Annotated in this window: 20 protein-coding genes; 13 read left to right on the top strand and 7 right to left on the bottom strand. The window is 43.3% G+C overall.

Annotation, left to right across the window (positions count from 1 at the left end):
• Window positions 1-267 precede the first annotated feature (267 nt).
• The 8 genes from MKHDV_RS06260 to MKHDV_RS06225 all read left to right on the top strand — a co-directional run bounded on the left by MKHDV_RS06260 (window position 268) and on the right by MKHDV_RS06225 (window position 5,180).
• Entirely contained in the window at window positions 268-663 is a 396-nt protein-coding gene (locus tag MKHDV_RS06260; RefSeq protein ID WP_160713392.1) for a hypothetical protein, read from the top strand.
• Between the two features lie 31 nt (window positions 664-694).
• The gene (locus MKHDV_RS06255) at window positions 695-1,471 is read left to right on the top strand and encodes a hypothetical protein (RefSeq protein ID WP_160713390.1); all 777 of its coding nucleotides are present in this window, start codon (window positions 695-697) and stop codon (window positions 1,469-1,471) included.
• 68 nt (window positions 1,472-1,539) lie between these two features.
• Window positions 1,540-1,770 (top strand): hypothetical protein, encoded by a 231-nt coding sequence (locus MKHDV_RS06250; protein WP_160713388.1) that lies wholly within the window; start codon window positions 1,540-1,542, stop codon window positions 1,768-1,770.
• Between the two features lie 2 nt (window positions 1,771-1,772).
• Window positions 1,773-1,970 (top strand): hypothetical protein, encoded by a 198-nt coding sequence (locus tag MKHDV_RS06245; protein WP_160713386.1) that lies wholly within the window; start codon window positions 1,773-1,775, stop codon window positions 1,968-1,970.
• Window positions 1,971-1,997: 27 nt separating this feature from the next.
• Window positions 1,998-2,390: a hypothetical protein gene (locus MKHDV_RS06240; RefSeq protein ID WP_160713384.1), complete on the top strand. Its 393-nt coding sequence runs from the start codon at window positions 1,998-2,000 to the stop codon at window positions 2,388-2,390.
• Window positions 2,350-3,240 carry a site-specific integrase gene (locus MKHDV_RS06235; RefSeq protein WP_160713382.1) on the top strand — a complete coding sequence of 297 codons (891 nt, stop codon included), beginning with the start codon at window positions 2,350-2,352 and terminating at the stop codon, window positions 3,238-3,240. Before MKHDV_RS06240 ends, MKHDV_RS06235 begins: the two co-directional genes overlap by 41 nt.
• A 211-nt stretch (window positions 3,241-3,451) precedes the next feature.
• Window positions 3,452-3,994, top strand: coding sequence for a hypothetical protein (locus tag MKHDV_RS06230; protein WP_160713380.1), 543 nt, complete (start codon window positions 3,452-3,454; stop codon window positions 3,992-3,994).
• Window positions 3,984-5,180 (top strand): hypothetical protein, encoded by a 1,197-nt coding sequence (locus MKHDV_RS06225; RefSeq protein ID WP_160713378.1) that lies wholly within the window; start codon window positions 3,984-3,986, stop codon window positions 5,178-5,180. Before MKHDV_RS06230 ends, MKHDV_RS06225 begins: the two co-directional genes overlap by 11 nt.
• Before the next feature lie 531 nt (window positions 5,181-5,711).
• Here MKHDV_RS06225 and MKHDV_RS06220 read toward each other — a convergent pair.
• Both MKHDV_RS06220 and MKHDV_RS06215 read right to left on the bottom strand, forming a co-directional pair.
• Complete coding sequence (locus MKHDV_RS06220) at window positions 5,712-6,110, bottom strand: hypothetical protein (protein WP_160713376.1); 399 nt, start codon at window positions 6,108-6,110, stop codon at window positions 5,712-5,714.
• Window positions 6,111-6,854: 744 nt separating this feature from the next.
• Complete coding sequence (locus tag MKHDV_RS06215; protein WP_160713374.1) at window positions 6,855-7,109, bottom strand: hypothetical protein; 255 nt, start codon at window positions 7,107-7,109, stop codon at window positions 6,855-6,857.
• A gap of 732 nt (window positions 7,110-7,841) precedes the next feature.
• Between MKHDV_RS06215 and MKHDV_RS06210 the strand changes: the two genes are divergently transcribed.
• Entirely contained in the window at window positions 7,842-8,486 is a 645-nt protein-coding gene (locus tag MKHDV_RS06210; RefSeq protein WP_160713372.1) for a trimeric intracellular cation channel family protein, read from the top strand.
• 544 nt (window positions 8,487-9,030) lie between these two features.
• Window positions 9,031-9,348 (top strand): pentapeptide repeat-containing protein, encoded by a 318-nt coding sequence (locus tag MKHDV_RS06205; RefSeq protein ID WP_160713370.1) that lies wholly within the window; start codon window positions 9,031-9,033, stop codon window positions 9,346-9,348.
• 117 nt (window positions 9,349-9,465) lie between these two features.
• On the opposite strand, the gene MKHDV_RS06200 is transcribed toward MKHDV_RS06205, so the two are convergent.
• Window positions 9,466-9,876, bottom strand: coding sequence for a hypothetical protein (locus MKHDV_RS06200; RefSeq protein WP_216846869.1), 411 nt, complete (start codon window positions 9,874-9,876; stop codon window positions 9,466-9,468).
• 545 nt (window positions 9,877-10,421) lie between these two features.
• Between MKHDV_RS06200 and MKHDV_RS06195 the strand changes: the two genes are divergently transcribed.
• Both MKHDV_RS06195 and MKHDV_RS06190 read left to right on the top strand, forming a co-directional pair.
• Window positions 10,422-10,661 carry a hypothetical protein gene (locus MKHDV_RS06195; RefSeq protein ID WP_160713366.1) on the top strand — a complete coding sequence of 80 codons (240 nt, stop codon included), beginning with the start codon at window positions 10,422-10,424 and terminating at the stop codon, window positions 10,659-10,661.
• 175 nt (window positions 10,662-10,836) lie between these two features.
• A complete protein-coding gene (locus MKHDV_RS06190) occupies window positions 10,837-11,214 on the top strand; it encodes a PH domain-containing protein (protein ID WP_160713364.1) in 378 nt (125 codons plus the stop codon).
• Between the two features lie 313 nt (window positions 11,215-11,527).
• Here MKHDV_RS06190 and MKHDV_RS06185 read toward each other — a convergent pair whose 3' ends face one another.
• Together MKHDV_RS06185 and MKHDV_RS06180 are read right to left on the bottom strand one after the other, a co-directional pair.
• Window positions 11,528-12,022, bottom strand: a complete 495-nt coding sequence (locus MKHDV_RS06185) for a hypothetical protein (RefSeq protein ID WP_160713362.1) — start codon at window positions 12,020-12,022, stop codon at window positions 11,528-11,530.
• Between the two features lie 149 nt (window positions 12,023-12,171).
• The gene (locus MKHDV_RS06180) at window positions 12,172-13,524 is read right to left on the bottom strand and encodes an AAA family ATPase (RefSeq protein WP_160713360.1); all 1,353 of its coding nucleotides are present in this window, start codon (window positions 13,522-13,524) and stop codon (window positions 12,172-12,174) included.
• Between the two features lie 874 nt (window positions 13,525-14,398).
• Between MKHDV_RS06180 and MKHDV_RS06175 the strand changes: the two genes are divergently transcribed.
• On the top strand, window positions 14,399-14,596 hold the full coding sequence (locus MKHDV_RS06175) for a hypothetical protein (protein WP_160713358.1): 198 nt from the start codon (window positions 14,399-14,401) through the stop codon (window positions 14,594-14,596).
• Window positions 14,597-14,688: 92 nt separating this feature from the next.
• On the opposite strand, the gene MKHDV_RS06170 is transcribed toward MKHDV_RS06175, so the two are convergent.
• On the bottom strand, window positions 14,689-15,231 hold the full coding sequence (locus tag MKHDV_RS06170; RefSeq protein ID WP_160713356.1) for a hypothetical protein: 543 nt from the start codon (window positions 15,229-15,231) through the stop codon (window positions 14,689-14,691).
• Window positions 15,224-15,871 (bottom strand): DUF6475 domain-containing protein, encoded by a 648-nt coding sequence (locus MKHDV_RS06165; RefSeq protein ID WP_160713354.1) that lies wholly within the window; start codon window positions 15,869-15,871, stop codon window positions 15,224-15,226. The genes MKHDV_RS06170 and MKHDV_RS06165 overlap by 8 nt, the downstream gene beginning before the upstream one ends.
• Window position 15,872 lies beyond the last annotated feature (1 nt).

The raw sequence follows: 15,872 nt of genomic DNA, 5'->3' as shown, positions 1-15,872 counted from the left end.
GGTGCATGTCTGCGGCATACGCATAGCGGTGCAATGGATATGGCTATTGGTGATACTGGTAAGAATGCTGACTAGCTGCGGTGCAGCCTTGCAAAATAACGGCTGTAAGGCTGCACCACTAAAAAACGAGAGGGCTGCATGTACGCAAGCAGATCAAAAGAATGGCCTACGACGGCTTTTATTAACCGCCTGTTCATAGCTGGCATTTTGGCACTTAGCTTTGCTGCCCTGCTCAGTTATGGCGAAATTTTAACGAGGTAAGGAATTATGAGTTACGAAGTAACCCTCGAAAGTCTTAAAGGCGGAGCCGCTGTTGAGATGGTGAACAACGCCCTTGAAGAAGTATGGGCAAACGTCCTTGATCCGAACACAAACGCCACAGCAAAGCGTTCTGTGGTTATGAAAATCGAATTTAAACCAGCACAAGACCGCGCAAGTTCACCAGTAAGCATTGCTGTTGAAAAGAAACTAGCTTCTCAGGCTGCGGTATCTGCACACGTAAACATTGGCACCGACAGCGACGGAATAGCCACTGCTTCTGAATACATGAATCCAAATCAGAACGAGCTGCCAATTGACCAGAAAAGCACATCCTCTGGCGAAAAGACCGCGCCCATAGCTGAGAACGTAACTCCGTTCAGATCGGCTGCGAACGCAAACTAACCTCACCCTCTAACTACTTCGAGAAATAACCATGGAAAGCAATACATTTGAAACTGCGGAACTCCTCATTAACACTGGCAAGGAACTGGCGCGCGAAGAGCTGAAAAACGAAAATGCTTTCGTTGTGCACGAGCACGAAGGCCGCCCATACATCAAAGGCAACTGGAACAAGCTTTACAAACCGGAAGCCGAAAGCTTGCACATCCACACTCTCACAGGCTTGAAAGACTATCTCGAAAGCAATCCCGACAAGCTCGATTACGACGAACTCATGGTGCATGTCGTAAGCCACGACACCGTACTTATCCGCTCCGTTCCATACGGCCCGCACAAGCAACGCCCTACGTTCATGCAAGCCGAAGCTATTGTTCCAGTGCATATGTTCTCCAGTGCTACACGCCCTGAGTACCACTCTCCAGAGCAATTCCTGCCATACATGCAGTCCTGCTTTGTAGAGACGGAAGGCGACCACCTGACCGACGTAATTCAAGTCTGCGGCAATATCTCTACTTCTGCAGAAGTACAGCAGCAGGACGACGGTATGAAGCAGAACGTCACAACTCGCGCTGGTGTAGTTACTAAAGAATTAACCGAAGTGCCAAACCCTGTAATTCTTTATCCGTTCTCCACATTCACAGAGGTTGCTCAGCCCGGTCGAAAAATGACGCTCCGTTTTAAAGGCGGCGAGAACGGCGCAAAATGCGCTCTTATCGAAGCCGACGGCGGCGCATGGAAGATCACCGCTATGCAATCCATTGCTGACTGGCTCCGCGAAAACCTGCCGGAAGAAGTAAAAGTTATCGCCTAGCTTCCCCCTCCATACACTGCGCCGGATGCAACGGGAATGCATCCGGCATAACCAAAGGAGCAAAGAAAATGGTAGCAACAATTTTGAATCAAACAGGTCAGCTCGAACTCTCCGGCCTTGCCGAACAATTTCGAGGCAATCTGCACAACTCACCCTACTATCTCGAAGTAGATACAGTTGCAGGTATTCCGGTAATTGCCCACTGCGACTGCTGCGGTCACCTAATCTGCGAAGGCGAAGTACACACCAGCAACAACCACGGCGTATGGTGCACCCGCTGTATGCCGAGGGGTTGTTAAGCATGGCAGAAAAGCTAACAGCAGATTGGACGCTTGAACTCAATGTTAATTGTCCACACTGCAACGAAGAAGTGGATCTGCTTACCGAATGCGATTTTTGGGAAGACAGACCAAACGACTTCTCAATTCTCTTTTTAAAAGACCAAGAAGTTTACTGCCCTGAATGCGGCGAAAAATTTACCTGCGACTTTGACCACTAACCATAGCTCTTGAATTTTGGAGTCACCATGCACCACTCAATTACCACACAACAACTTCCCCCTATTGCTAATCTTGATGAAATGGCCGAGCTTGTTAAAATGAGCAAAGGTAGTCTGGCTGGTGTATGGAAACAATGGCCTCACTTTTACGTGGGTACCGGAAGAAACGCCAAAGGCGCACGGTTCATCCCTGCCGATGTGATTGCCTATCTATATGAAAATGGAGGATTCGATGTCCGTAACAGCCTACCAAACCAAGAAGGGGCGACGTTACAAGGCCGTTCTGTATCTGGACGGAGCCGTGGTCAAAACAAAACGAGGGTTTCTAACCAAAAAAGTGGCTCGTCAGTGGGAACAGACGGAAACAAGAAAACGTACTATGAAAACCCCGACAGGCACGAGCTTCGGCTTTGTGGCTAACGGTTATCTCGACTTCATGCAGGAACGACGGCAAGCTCAGACTTTCGCATACAAGCGCACCGTAATTAATCGCCTTCTGGAGTTTCTAGGAGGCGATTTTATTATTGAGGAGCTTCCAGATTCAACAATTGAAAACTACCTTGTACACCTGAAACAAGCCGCCAGTGGCAAGACTGCTAACAGGCATTGCAAAGAACTTTCAATCCTCTGGAACTGGGCGATACGTCGAAACCATATCCAAAAAAATCCTTGGAGGGCTGCCGAGCCTTTTCCAGAGGAAAAATTTATTCGACATGTCCCAACACTGGGAGACATTCTAAAGGTTCGAGAGGTTGCGACTGATGAAGAACGAGACTGGATAGATGCGCTCTACTACACTGGCGCACGGATAGGCGAGATTACGAATCTAAAATGGGATGACATAGATTTTGAGCTGAACACCATTACGCTCTACACGCGAAAGCGAAAAAGAGGGAATCATGAGCCGCGAACGCTCTCTATTTCGCCAGCGTTTAGAGAAATGCTTGAAAGAAGAAACCAACGCCGCACCGCTGATCTGGTTTTTCCAACACGATACGGGAACCCGCAACCGCGCTCCGGAAGCTTTCTAGTTGGTCTATTTTCTAGGAACTGCCACAAGGCAAAGGTGTCCAAATTCACTGCTCACGGAATACGCCACCACGTAGCAACACGGCTTAAAGATAGTAGACAAGCAACCTCTTATCAAATTCAAGCATTCTTGGGGCATATGAACCACTCTACTACAGAGCGATACTTGCATGACCTCGCCGTAGATCGGGACGTTCCGCACCTGCTCACGCTGGAGGAGTTGGAAGAAAAAGGAACGTAGTTTGTTGCTCATCATAATACTTAAGGGCTTTATCCAACAGGATGAAGCCCTTTTTATTACAATTCAAATAGGTAGCATCTGTTGAATACGAACAGTGCAATCTAACTTCCCGTTTTTTACTTAAAAGTCTCTCTTCCATAATAATTATCATTCGATTCAAAAATCGTTATCATTAAAATAATTATATAAAATAAAATAATAGGAGTGAGAAATGAAACCGATTCGCCTGTCCTTCAGCACTGTTCTTTTATCTGCTCTCACTAACGTTACTATACCGCTCATTGTAATGCTTCTAGGTTTCTATTTCATTCAAGATAGTTATGACGACCATCAGCGTGCTAAAACAACATTGGAGCATTATGCACAATTTGAAGCAAACACGATCTCAACAAGAATGGAAAATGTAGATGACGCCTATAGCAAGCTACTTGCTGTCGCACTTCCCATCGAAGGAACCAACTTTCAGGGTCAACCTCCGGGCCAAGTGCTTTCAGCCTTTAAAATAGCTCATGATAACTTCATCGACTCCCTTTATATTTTAACAAGCTATTGCCAAGAAACTGCACCTACATCAGACTTATTAGTTAATAATGCTCAAATATTATACAATTTAAAAACTACTCCTCATAGCTCAGAGTACGCGATTGCGATTATTGACGTAAAAAATGGATATTCGGCGACTATAAGTGCTGCAAAAGAATGTATGAAAGAAAAACTTCGTAGCGTATTTGAGGATACATCCAATGCGAATTAACAATAATATAACAAAATGTTGCCTACAACTTGTAGTGATGACTTTCTGCATCGCAAGCACCATCGCATCACAGGCGCAAAACCATCACGACGGATTATTGCAAAGCGCTCATTATACATACGAAAATGCTACTGGAGTCATATGGGACAAAGAAAAAAACCGAACTTACTATACATTCATCCCATATATGTTCTTACTTTTTGACTATGATCCAAACAAAGCCGAAATACTTCCGCCAGAGATTTCTCCAGATAAATCGATCTATCATAAAGTTCTAACTCAAGACGGAATTACAATTTACCTTCAGCCTGAAGTAATCTCTAGAAATAAGTTCTCCTCAAAACTGGGATCAATGCAACACTACGTTTTCATAAGAAAACATGTGTTATTCAACTCTAGAAAAGACCTCATCAACCATAGACGTTACAAAAAAAAACGTGTCATAAACACAGGAGCTGTAGCTTCTGTTTCTCATTACTCTGAAGATATTTACACTCTTAAATGGTCAGATCATGGCATGAGTACGACGGGATGTATATGCAACGATGATCTTTCCAATCTTATTAAGGCTGGAGAAGTAACTGATTTAAAGCAACTTAATCCTCATATATTAACAACAACGACTAGTGCTCCAAACATCAACAGTAACTACTTGAACCGTCACCCAGATACTCCAGCTTGCTTTAAGTCTGAAGAGGAAGAAAGAATCGCTCAGCTATATCATTTAACCAAGACCATTCCTAAGCAAGAAAATAAGCCAGCTGAAATAATATGGAACTTTCCCACTAAAACCGATGAGTCCATCACTTTTTATTCAATCTCATTAACCGACAATATCAATAAGACCAGTAAATTCTATGCAATGAAGGAAGTTAAGACGGCAAATGGGAAACTAAAAGCAGTTGAAGTGCGAGGACCATCTATTCGTAATTACATTTTACTTACCCCACTTGATACTCCCGTAAACATTGCCCAAAAAGTCGGTAATCCGGATCATGATGAAAAGCTTTATGCCATTTCATACCCAACTCAATACTATAATCTAATGCAATATCTTACTAACAGAGTTCAAGACAAAGCCTTCGCAGCTTTATTGCTTGCCAAATACAATGCAACATGTGCTCCTTCCTATGAGTTAGAAGACATTTGCAAAATGCATAAATACGAAACTGATTTTAAAAATTAGAGAAGTTGCTTGCGACTCGATTTTGACTCGGTAGAGTTTAAAACAGACTACTTTAGACAATCTGTTATTCCGCTACAGCCCTCGCTATTCCTAGATTTTGTATGAATAGCAAATTGCTTGGATTGACTCGAAATCGTGCTTAGGTCTCAAAGCCTAACGAGGGTTCGAATCCCTCCCTCTCCGCCATATAGTGAATAAGAAAAGGGTGTTAACCAGTCGGTTAACACCCTTTTTATTTTTTAAAAACGACCACTCCAAAAATAAACTTTATTTTCGAACAACCATGAAGTTCTTGAAATAATTCGGATTGAATCAAGTGTTTAAATTGACATGACAATCTACGCCAGAAAGATATCTGAACAATTTAAACATGAATCAAGATGTACCGAACTTGCTGAAATTAGAGGATTCGGGAAAATGAAGGAAAGCTCTCATTCTAAATCATATTAGAATGAGTAGCTCTGGAACAATAAAGGGCTTCAGCTCTCACTGAAGCCCCATTTCAAACAAGACTAAAATTCAGCGCCAACTCTAAATCAGATGAATTTTACCGGAAGTTGAGACACTTCCTGCGCCAGAGGCACTAAGTTTTGCCTCATAGGTCAAATAAAAATCTTTCGTAAAGCAAACCTTTACTTCCCCTTTTGCCCAAGCAAAAAGAACTTTCACCTTACCTGACAATGTCTCACATGCACCAATTGATAATGTAGCACTGCCAAGTGAGAAGTCTTTCACAGACGTACACGCTTTCGCAGAAACAGTAACACTATTACCATGCACTTCATAACACAGTTTAATACTACCGATTCCTGCATTAAGAATCGTCATACATCCTTCAACATTTGATAGAGTCTGGTCTAAAGTTTTCTCTGCATTTTCTTCAATAACGATATGTGATAAAATGTCTTCTGTATGAATTTGGGTAGGCATTACTTTTCTCCTGTAATAAATGTTAATTAATTTGATATATTAAGATCACTTATTGAGAGATATAATAGAAAAACAAATGCCGTAATACTATCGAAATCAATAGGAAAGCAGTTGTTGTAAACTCTTCCATCAAGCTGACAGTTCAAAATTAGAATTTTCTACGTTAATAGATAGAAATTCTGACGCGGTAAGCCCGTCGAGAAGGCTTTGTGGGCGCTCCTCATTGTAACTTCCACCAGGGAAGTTATTTTATCCGCTTTAGAAGCCCTTTCTTTGCTCTGCGTTTTTGATTCAGACGAAGGTTGCAGTAAACTCTATTTGGGCGTGTGTCTTTTTAAAGGAAGCTTACAAACCAAAATGCAAATTTTCCCTATAAGAAGTTCTGGCAACTTAATGGCATAATAAAATAAAGCCCCTATCAATTTGACAGAGGGCCTCTTATTTGCTTTCAAATTTTATTCTATTCTCTAACCCGTTCTTCCATTCCGTCGAAGTGGCGGCGAAGTCTTCTACGGCCTTTTCCATGGATTGGAGGATGAATATTAACTCTGGGTAGTTATCGCCGAATTCTTCCCATCATTGAATACAGGCAGAGTTACAAAAAGAGGTGCCGGAATGTAATTGAAAACAATCATTCTGGTACCTCTTTCATGCTCGGTTGCCGCTCTAAGAATCGACAGAATATTAGGACTGAATATATAAGATCAAGTGCTGCGTACGATCACGTCAAACGTAGTGTCTGAACTATGCTTCTCGATGAACTGATGAGTAGATAACCTCATAGAGAGGCACAGCTAGGTGGGTAACGGTTCCTGTGTGGGTAGTTCCGTCTTCAACCATGATATCAGCATGAACATAAGCGGTAGTCCACGCCATCTGGATAGGATAGGTGCCGGGCAGGATATGGTAGAAAAAAGTCTCCTGCACTTTTGGGTCATACTTCTCGCGATACTGCATTTTTCTTGGAACAATAAGGGAATTATTTTTAATGGTAGGCATACCTGCCTCCTGGTAAAAAGTTATTCCACACTATTATCGTCTCAAAAAATAGAGAGAAAACAAGATGATAATCATGATTGCGATTATAAGAGATTAAAAACATTCGCAATTTACCTGCTATCGGAGAGGAATTATCCTCCCTTTGTAGCTGATAAAAAAGAACTTCACACCGCCGCAACGGGCACAACCTCCATAGCCTCACCAACAACGCATTTTCCGATAAAACTCTCACCTCGCTGTCTACCAAATCGATAGGGAACTACCTATCGATCCAATCAAAACTATTCCTCTGTCCTCAGCAATCAACTCACTCGTAACTTATGATATAGACAATACTTTTTGTGGCAATTATCCCCATCCTAGAACAGAAAATTTCATTCTCAGCACAAAAACACTTGCACCATCGCAACTTGTTTTGTTAACGGACGCAGTCCTTTCCAACAAATTCATGATGAGTTCAACGTGAATAAAAAGAACAACCTACAAGTGACCCTGTAAAATAAAACATTGAAGAATCTGTGGGCAATATAAACCAACACCATGAAGTGCGCCGTATTCGCACTGCAATGAAACTGTTGGTAACGGGTGCCCTGCTGCAACGCAGGCACTGGAACACCGTAAGATTTACCGATGACAACATAATGATGAACAGCTTTACCTCATACAACCAAAGGTACCCAACTGTTCATGCCACAATTTGCATGTGCTGGCACATTGCGGAAGGAAAAACGGATGGATATAGTAAGTTACACACTTGGGATGATAGGAACTGCGGCCTTTGCAATAACTGCTGTGCTTGAATCTTCCAGACAACGCATCGCTTTATTCGGCGCATGCGTACTCGGAGTTATCACAGCCATTGGCGGCGGCACCATCAGAGATTTAATTCTTGATGTACCCGTCTTTTGGGCAAACGACCTGAACTACATTTGGGTTGGTCTTGTTTCAAGCCTAATCACGTTTGCAGCGACTCCCTTTTTCAAGCGAAGATTCATCTATTCACTTATGTTGTACATCGATGGACTTGGTGTATCTCTTTTTGCGATACAGGCAATGGATAAAGTTTCTGCACTAGACTTTGCGATGCCTGTTGGCCCTATCTTACTGGGTGTTATTACAGCTGTCGGGGGCGGTGTAACCCGTGACGTGGTTGCGGGGCGTACAACACTCATTATGACACGAGAACTCTATGCAACGCCTGTACTCTCAGGCTGCATACTCTATTCTATTGTCACTCACATTTTCCCTGAACACAGAGCTACATTGGGATCTATCTGTATAGTCACCATTTTTGGGATTCGCTCTGCTGCGATTCACTGGAAACTCTCTGTTCCAGATTGCTTTATGACTAAAACAGCAGAAGACGAACCAAGCTAGACCATAGCTTTACGTTTCTCACATTACTTCAAAAAAACAAGCTCATAACTTTTAAAAGGTTATGAGCTTTTTATTTTAGCCGCTGTCAAAAATCTAACACAGCACAACGCACAATGCACAAGGCATAGCAAAAGCCCAGCCGCCTAGGCTTTCTTGCGTTTTAGGCTCTAAACGCTTTCCATTTTTGCATTGCTTTGCACATAAAAAGCTTAAAAAAGAGCAATCACTCTAAACAGAAAAATGTAAAAAAAAGTTTAGGTGTATTTACTAACTTTTTTTAGCTTCTCACTCTCACCCTACAGCACTAAATTCGTGAATAAATAATGTTGGTTATAAATTCACAGTAAAAGATTTAATGATGTTAGTTTTTTGACATGCATTATAAGTTTAGCACTGCGTATAGTAAAAAAATTGATTTTGACTATAACATTTTTTCTACTGCATCCGATTAGACACTTACACATTGAATTTGCACTTATTTTACATGCAAACAGTGCTTGTAACATCTGAGTTAGTGTTTCTACTAAAATATGAGGTCATAAAAATGAGACAATCCCATTTTGAACTGCTGTCAAATGGATCAAGAGCTTGGAACAACTGGAGAAACGAGTACCCGGAAGTAGAACCAGATCTATCTTCTGCCGATTTATCTGAAAAGAACTTGAGTGGATACAATTTACATAGTTGCAACTTACAACACGCTACTCTTGCTAACTGCGATCTTCAGGACGTTAATTTAACTAACGCAAACCTTGAAGGCGCAAATTTAGCTGGAAGTTATGTATATTGGACCACTCTGAGCAATGCTAAAATATGTATGCTCCAATTAGCAAAAGCTAATGTTTGGAAACCAATTATGTAATAACAGGTAGTAAGTAGAACAAAGAAGTACGGTAACACATGTTACCGCACAACTAGGCGTACCTAATAAAAAAAGCCCCCTACCGTACTAGGGGGCTTCTTAATTACATTCTATTGTCTATTCGCTTTCGCAAGCATCAAGAATCTCTTCTATTCTCTCAGCTACAAGAGCTGTTATCTCTTCGGGGTCGACTTCATATGCTTCAGACTCCGCATTTACAGCAGCTTCCAAAATAGCCTTGGCAACATCTTCAGGCTTTTTGTCTGCCTTCAAGGCTTCACTTTTTGCCCAGTCTTTAGCCAATTCTATCGCATCTTCTCTTTCAGCTTCAATCTCTTCTTCAATAATCGTTTCTTCATAAGCTTCAATTATGAAAGACAAAACAGTTGCAGCTTCCCGACTAGAACTCACGAGCCAGCCATCAACTTTCACACCGTAGGATACTTTCTTTTCATCAGGGCAAATGCTGATTGAATGTTCCTCGAATGTTCCTTCCAACGTTCTGCCTGAACGCATAAAAGAATCCATTCTCTCAATCCAGTCACTATGACTGGGAGCATAATCATACATTGCAATATCCTTTGTAATTAGTTGATGAAGACAGTCTTCGCTAAGGGGTGAATCAACTATCATGTATAAAAAAGCATAACAACACCGAATAATTAGTCAGTTATTCAAAGTAGAAACATCGTCTTTTGGCTTATAGCAAAAGATTCCTTTTTCGTATTGTATGCATCTTCCTATCCTTACCCTGACAGTTCTGCCTGTAAAGTATAGCAAACTCCGCCTACTCTCTTTGTAAAATTTAGTGGAGACGATACAACCCACAGATGTTTTTTCACAACTTATTCATACGCTAGACAAAAACGAGAGGAGCAATAAAGCTCTGTTCCAGATATTTATTCGTATGCTTGACGGGCACAGAAAAAACGATAGAGTTTTTTAATAGATACCGAGTGTACTCACACGCTAAAAAAAGTTTCAAGCATAGCAATATTGTTTGCTACAAATTATACAAATTTCCTATAAGACTACATGCATCATCATGTGCTTAAAAAAACAGAGAGACTACAGTGGAATACCCAATTAATAAGTTAATACTTCTACTTTCCAAAGGCTCATCATTAACTGTTTCCACCTGCGACATCATTCCAGAAGAGCTTGAACAGCTCCTCACTGTTGCAAACGAATCCGGTTCCAGCTTAAAAGTTATTGCAAACATGTCCGAAACCAACTTTGCAGTAGCAGAGCTTGTATCAGAATATGCTTGCCCAAATATTTCATTAAATATTGCCGCAGCAGACAAAGCGTAACAATAAAAAGTCCTCTGCTTAATTGTAGAGGACTTTTTTACTTTCCACATACGAATGTAAAAAGCTCTTACAGTAACTTGTAAGGGCTTTTTTAAATAATTTTATAGGTTTTCTTTTAAAACAATTTTGACTATAGGTTCTCGCTGCTTATTCCGCAGATTATTAGGAGAATACTATGGGAATTTTTGATGCCTTATTAGGCAATGCATCCGAAGTTGATGCTAAAAAACTATATAAAGATTTAGAGCCGATTATGGTTGAAGGCGAAGAGATTGAACGCGCTTTCAAAGTAATCCGGGACATGTATATATTTACTTCAGGACGCCTTCTTTTGATCGACAAGCAAGGTATGACCGGTAAAAAAGTTGATTACCTGACCATTCCATACAAATCGATCAGCACTTTCTCCGTTGAAACCGCAGGCCATTTCGACATGGACTCAGAACTCACCTTGTGGGTTTCCGGTCGCCATGCGCCAATCAAAAAAGAGCTCAAAAAAGGCAGCGACGTTGTGGGGATCCAGAAACTCCTTGCAACAAAAATCCTGAGCTAGAAAAGAGAAAGAAAAAGCCCTGCTAATTTGCCTGCCCTTCTCACAGGATGCAGACAAATTAGCAGGGCTTTTTTCGTATGTTTTCGATGGCTAGTTACATTTTGCATTAACCGAATTTATATAAAACCCAATAGCGCTCAAGCAACTCCACACGTAACCAGAGCAGCTACCACGCGCCCTCGCTTGCCGTCACCTAATCAGGTGATGCGATCACAAAAAAAAACTCCCATCAACTGATGAGAGTTTTTCTTTTATCTTCGTCCAGTCGCTTATTCGAACTGGTTGCTTATTCGAACAGGCCGCACTGGTCGCGTTACTTGCGCCTCTTCTTCTCATTAACAACAAAACCCTGCCGTCGTATCTCATACCAGATAAATGGAGCGTAGCGGGCAATCTGAGCGTTTGTAAGGGCATCATCACGGGTGCGATCTTTATAGCGAGCGTAATACTCTGCGCGTTCTATGTCGTACATTTCTTTATCCAGACTCAAGGCATCCAAAATCTCGTAAGCCTTGTCTTCCTGCTCCATTGTCAGTTCTTCAGAAACCGCGATCATGCCGGTATCCAGCATCAGCTCAAAGGGATAGAAATCCAAATCATACGGACACGTCAACGTCTCCTGTCCACGGCTGGAATTTACGCGCCTGTCCGCAAGAAGATAGTTCCGCCACTCGTATGCCTGCCATGCATTCTGCGCTTTCGGAATAAAGTGCTCTACGCTGCCTTCGCGGTTTCCTGAACCGTCGGTATCTGGATCGAGATAGACGCCAAGGTACGCACAAATATCGTGGTAGCTTCTATGGAGCATGGGTATGGCTCGACTCCAGAACCTTCTCCATGGGAAATTTGCAGGTGGAGGATCACCCTGTTTGACATGGTGACGCCTTAAAAACATTCTCCCCGGCTTTCTGACTTTTTTATTGAAACTTCCTGGCTCCGGAGCGCGGGTCACTGGGATCATAAATTCCAGCCCCGTTTCTCTGCACGGGTACGCCAGAATGACCAGAACGGGTCGGCCTGATGCAACGCGGCAACCAGTTTTTGATGAACAACTTGGGCCTCTGCTTCGCTAACGCGGTTACGCACTGCCAGCCTAGCCTCTTTAATCGCTTCTTCACGCTGTTCTGAAGAGTCTGTCTCTAATCCAAAAACAGGGCTTGTAAGCCACGCTGCAGAAGATCCGCGTCGTACCCATTCCTCTTTTTTCAACTCTATTTCACACTTTTCTTTGTTCATATCAAAAGTATAGAGCGCGTCTTCCTCTTCATCAAAAATAGGATCAAGGGACGCCAGAACCAACGGAGAATGTGTAGTACAAATAAGCTGCGTAGAAACATCGTACCCTGTGAGCAGGCTGCCCATGACGGATTCGAGAGATTTCAAAATACTTCGCTGCCATTGCGGATGCAGATGCGCTTCCACCTCATCGATCATGAGAACAATTTTTGAGGCTGCCTTCATGTTGTACTTTTCGCACAGCTCAATGTGCTCATTCCATACCCATGTCATAGCATAAAGAAGAGATAAAATTTTGCGGATACCTGCTGATGCATAGATGAGTGGGGTTTCTTTGCCGAACTCAGACTTGATTGTAGGAAACTTGCGGCTGTCGTCTGCTTTAACCCTGCGCAAACTGCCAATGGAAAACGGCTCACCCTTCGGGGATAAATGACGTACGCCCTTCTTCAAGCACTCATAGGCAAAGCTGTCTTCACGCTGCCAGTCGCCCCAGTCTGCAATCAGACCGTTGAACTCCTGCCTGCGGCGCTTCTGCACACCGTTCCAAAGTTCTGCTTGAGAATATATACGGGTAGTCTTTTGCGTAAAAGAAATGCTCACGTTTTCATAATGCCGCGCACGTTCCTGTACAAGCGCCCGTGCAAACTCATCTGCCTGCGCTTTAACCGGATCATACATAGCCACGGTTCCGTCATACTTCATATACAGCACAATAGAATCGCTCGGGGAGTTGCCTTCTATAATCCGTTCGTCTTCATTCGAATTACAGCTCCACACCTGTCCCAGAGGCTGAAAAACATAATGCTGCACCACATCCATTTTATTAATGGAATCAAATTGGCCGCGAATAACCGGCTCCGGCTGGTCACTATTATTGTAGGAAGCAGTAATCAGCGATTCCGGCATTGCCATCTCGCCAGCCCACTCCTTTGTGAGCATCCACCATGCAACATCAAGAACAAAACTCTTTCCCAAGCCGTTATCACCCGTAAACACGGTGAGTCTGTCCCCGAACTCTATTTCTAGATGTTCGGAAGGCCCCACGTTGTTAAGCTCAAGAGTTTTGATCATCATCTTCTCCGTGAAAAATATATACAGCGCAGCCCGCGCTAATAAACTAATTTGTTATGACTAATATAGTCCACTTGGCTATTTTGTCTAGTCGGCTCGACGTCAACTACGTCACCATCACTCACGGCTTCATTTCGTCCACAGCCTGACTTTTATACGAAATTTCTCCAAATCCCGCACAAGCGACAACCTGCCCCAGCTCAAACAAGGGTTTTATTTTTTGCAGTCACCCCACACGGCAGCACCACATTTTTTCCACAAAACAATTCCACCAACCCAAAGCTTGTTGTAGAATCATGGTTCGAACATCCTCTCATAACCTTTGGCGGCAAATGCAGGGAACTATATGCAGCACCTTACTCCACAAGAAATTTTTGATGTAATATCTCAGGACTTTGGAAGCAAAGTGCGATTCACAGAAGCTGATCGCGTACTCTGTGACGACCGCAAAAACAAATGCAACAATCAATCACCCCAAGATCATCAAAGCAAACATCAATGTTTTCTTAGATACGATGGCTGTTGCGGAGCGCACAACACAGGCAGAATCGCCTATCTGATTAATCCGGATCATGAAAAAAAGTTCGAAATAACTCTAAACGTGCACGTAACAATAGATGAAGAGACATTTTCGCGAGAGCTTCTGCTCGTCCTTCCACCAAGCACGAAACTGGGCTTAAGCTGCACAAAAACATTCACACAACCGGAAGCGACTCTCCGCTTTACCATCCTAACTGAGAATATAGTGTGACTAACACGGCAGATAGACTACTAGCATGGAGATTAGCGCCTAAGCCTTTGCAAAAATTTTAAACAGGAGACGATCCTCACACCTCGTCCCCCCCATAGCACCATGCTACCTAAGGAAGCACACATGAGACTTATATTTTTACTTTTAGTTGTATACATCGGCATTGGAACACTGATCTTTCAGCACCTTTTCAGTCTGAATCAATTTACTGATGCCATATTCCCGGGCATTGCCATCGGTATTCTTGCGACAGTAATTCACATCACTATCAAACGTAAAATGAGTAAACCGGCAGAAGTAGAAAAAGATACCCACATATAAAACCACAGCAAAGCCCCTGAAACACAACGTTTCAGGGGCTTTTTATTCGTTACCTCATCGACAGAACCAGCCATGTTCTGCGTTCCGAGATTTTATCCGCCGACCCTTTCAATCTGCCTTGGCAGACCGGCACGATCGCCGCGGTTACTGATTACGTAAATCGCCTTTCCGTAACGGGCGTGTTGTCCCATATCAAAATGAAACCACGACATACCGCCAAAGGCTTCAATGCGCTGCATGTACTCAAACTGCGGCGCATTAGCATCCACAAGCATTTCATCCCACACCTCATCCGGTGTAGTATGGCTGAATTTGCAATCCATAGCGCGAAACAGCTTATGTTCAGACAACGCCGCGCCTTCACAACAATCAACAGGTCGCCAGCCAGAAAAACGAAACATAGAAGGAACGCCGTCTACCCATTCCACTTCAGAAAATTTATGCCAATTGTTAATCGAACACGCCCCATAACGCTCACGCAGTCTGTCCAGTGTTACCAGTATACGGTAATCGAACAAACGAAACAGCGCGGCCTTATCCTTATGGTACACAGTCTCAAAGGACGCAGGTAGCAAAGCAGGCGGCGGCAGCAGCTCATCAATGCTAAAATGTTGCGGAATATAGATACTACCCATCCAGTGCCTCCACTGCGAGTTTTTTGCCGACACGGCCTGTCAGCATGGCAATCGGGGTTCCCTGCTTTATGACTCCGGCTTCGAGCATCGTCTGCGCTTTACGCACATTGCCCACCAGTGCCACCGGCTCTTCATGCTCGTTGCAGTGCGCGTCGTTAGCAATGGCAGCCTGCCCTGCCAACGCGCCCTTAAACTGAACATTCTGCCGTGCAAAGCTGACATACAGTTTGCAAAAGTCTTTACGGAACCACTTTTCATCTCTGGCAGTCATTTCGCTGCAAAGCTTCACCCAGCCGCCGAACCCCTGTTCAATAGCAGCAGCCGTAACAGCATCGTCAAAGACTACAGATTTCCATGACCCCACACGCTTTACCGCTTCAATAACCTTACCCGCTTCCACCTCGGCTATGTCTTCAGGGCATCCCTGAATAAGCTCCAGCAGCTCCACAGGCTTTGGAAAAAAACGGCACTGCGTGATGGCTCTATCAATCCCCCGTGCCACTTCCTGCGCTGAAAAACGATTCAGCGCCCGAAAATACAATTCTGTTTTAAACTCGTCAGCAGCAACGCCGAACAACTCGCACAGACCCAAAAAACGTTGGAGGAACACGTCACGTTCCGCAATATTATTCCAGTCCATC

It is taken from the genome of Halodesulfovibrio sp. MK-HDV (assembly GCF_009914765.1).
In the GTDB taxonomy this organism is placed as follows: domain Bacteria; phylum Desulfobacterota; class Desulfovibrionia; order Desulfovibrionales; family Desulfovibrionaceae; genus Halodesulfovibrio.
Note: the sequence above shows the minus strand (reverse complement) of the source record. Positions and strands in the feature narration are given on the sequence as shown.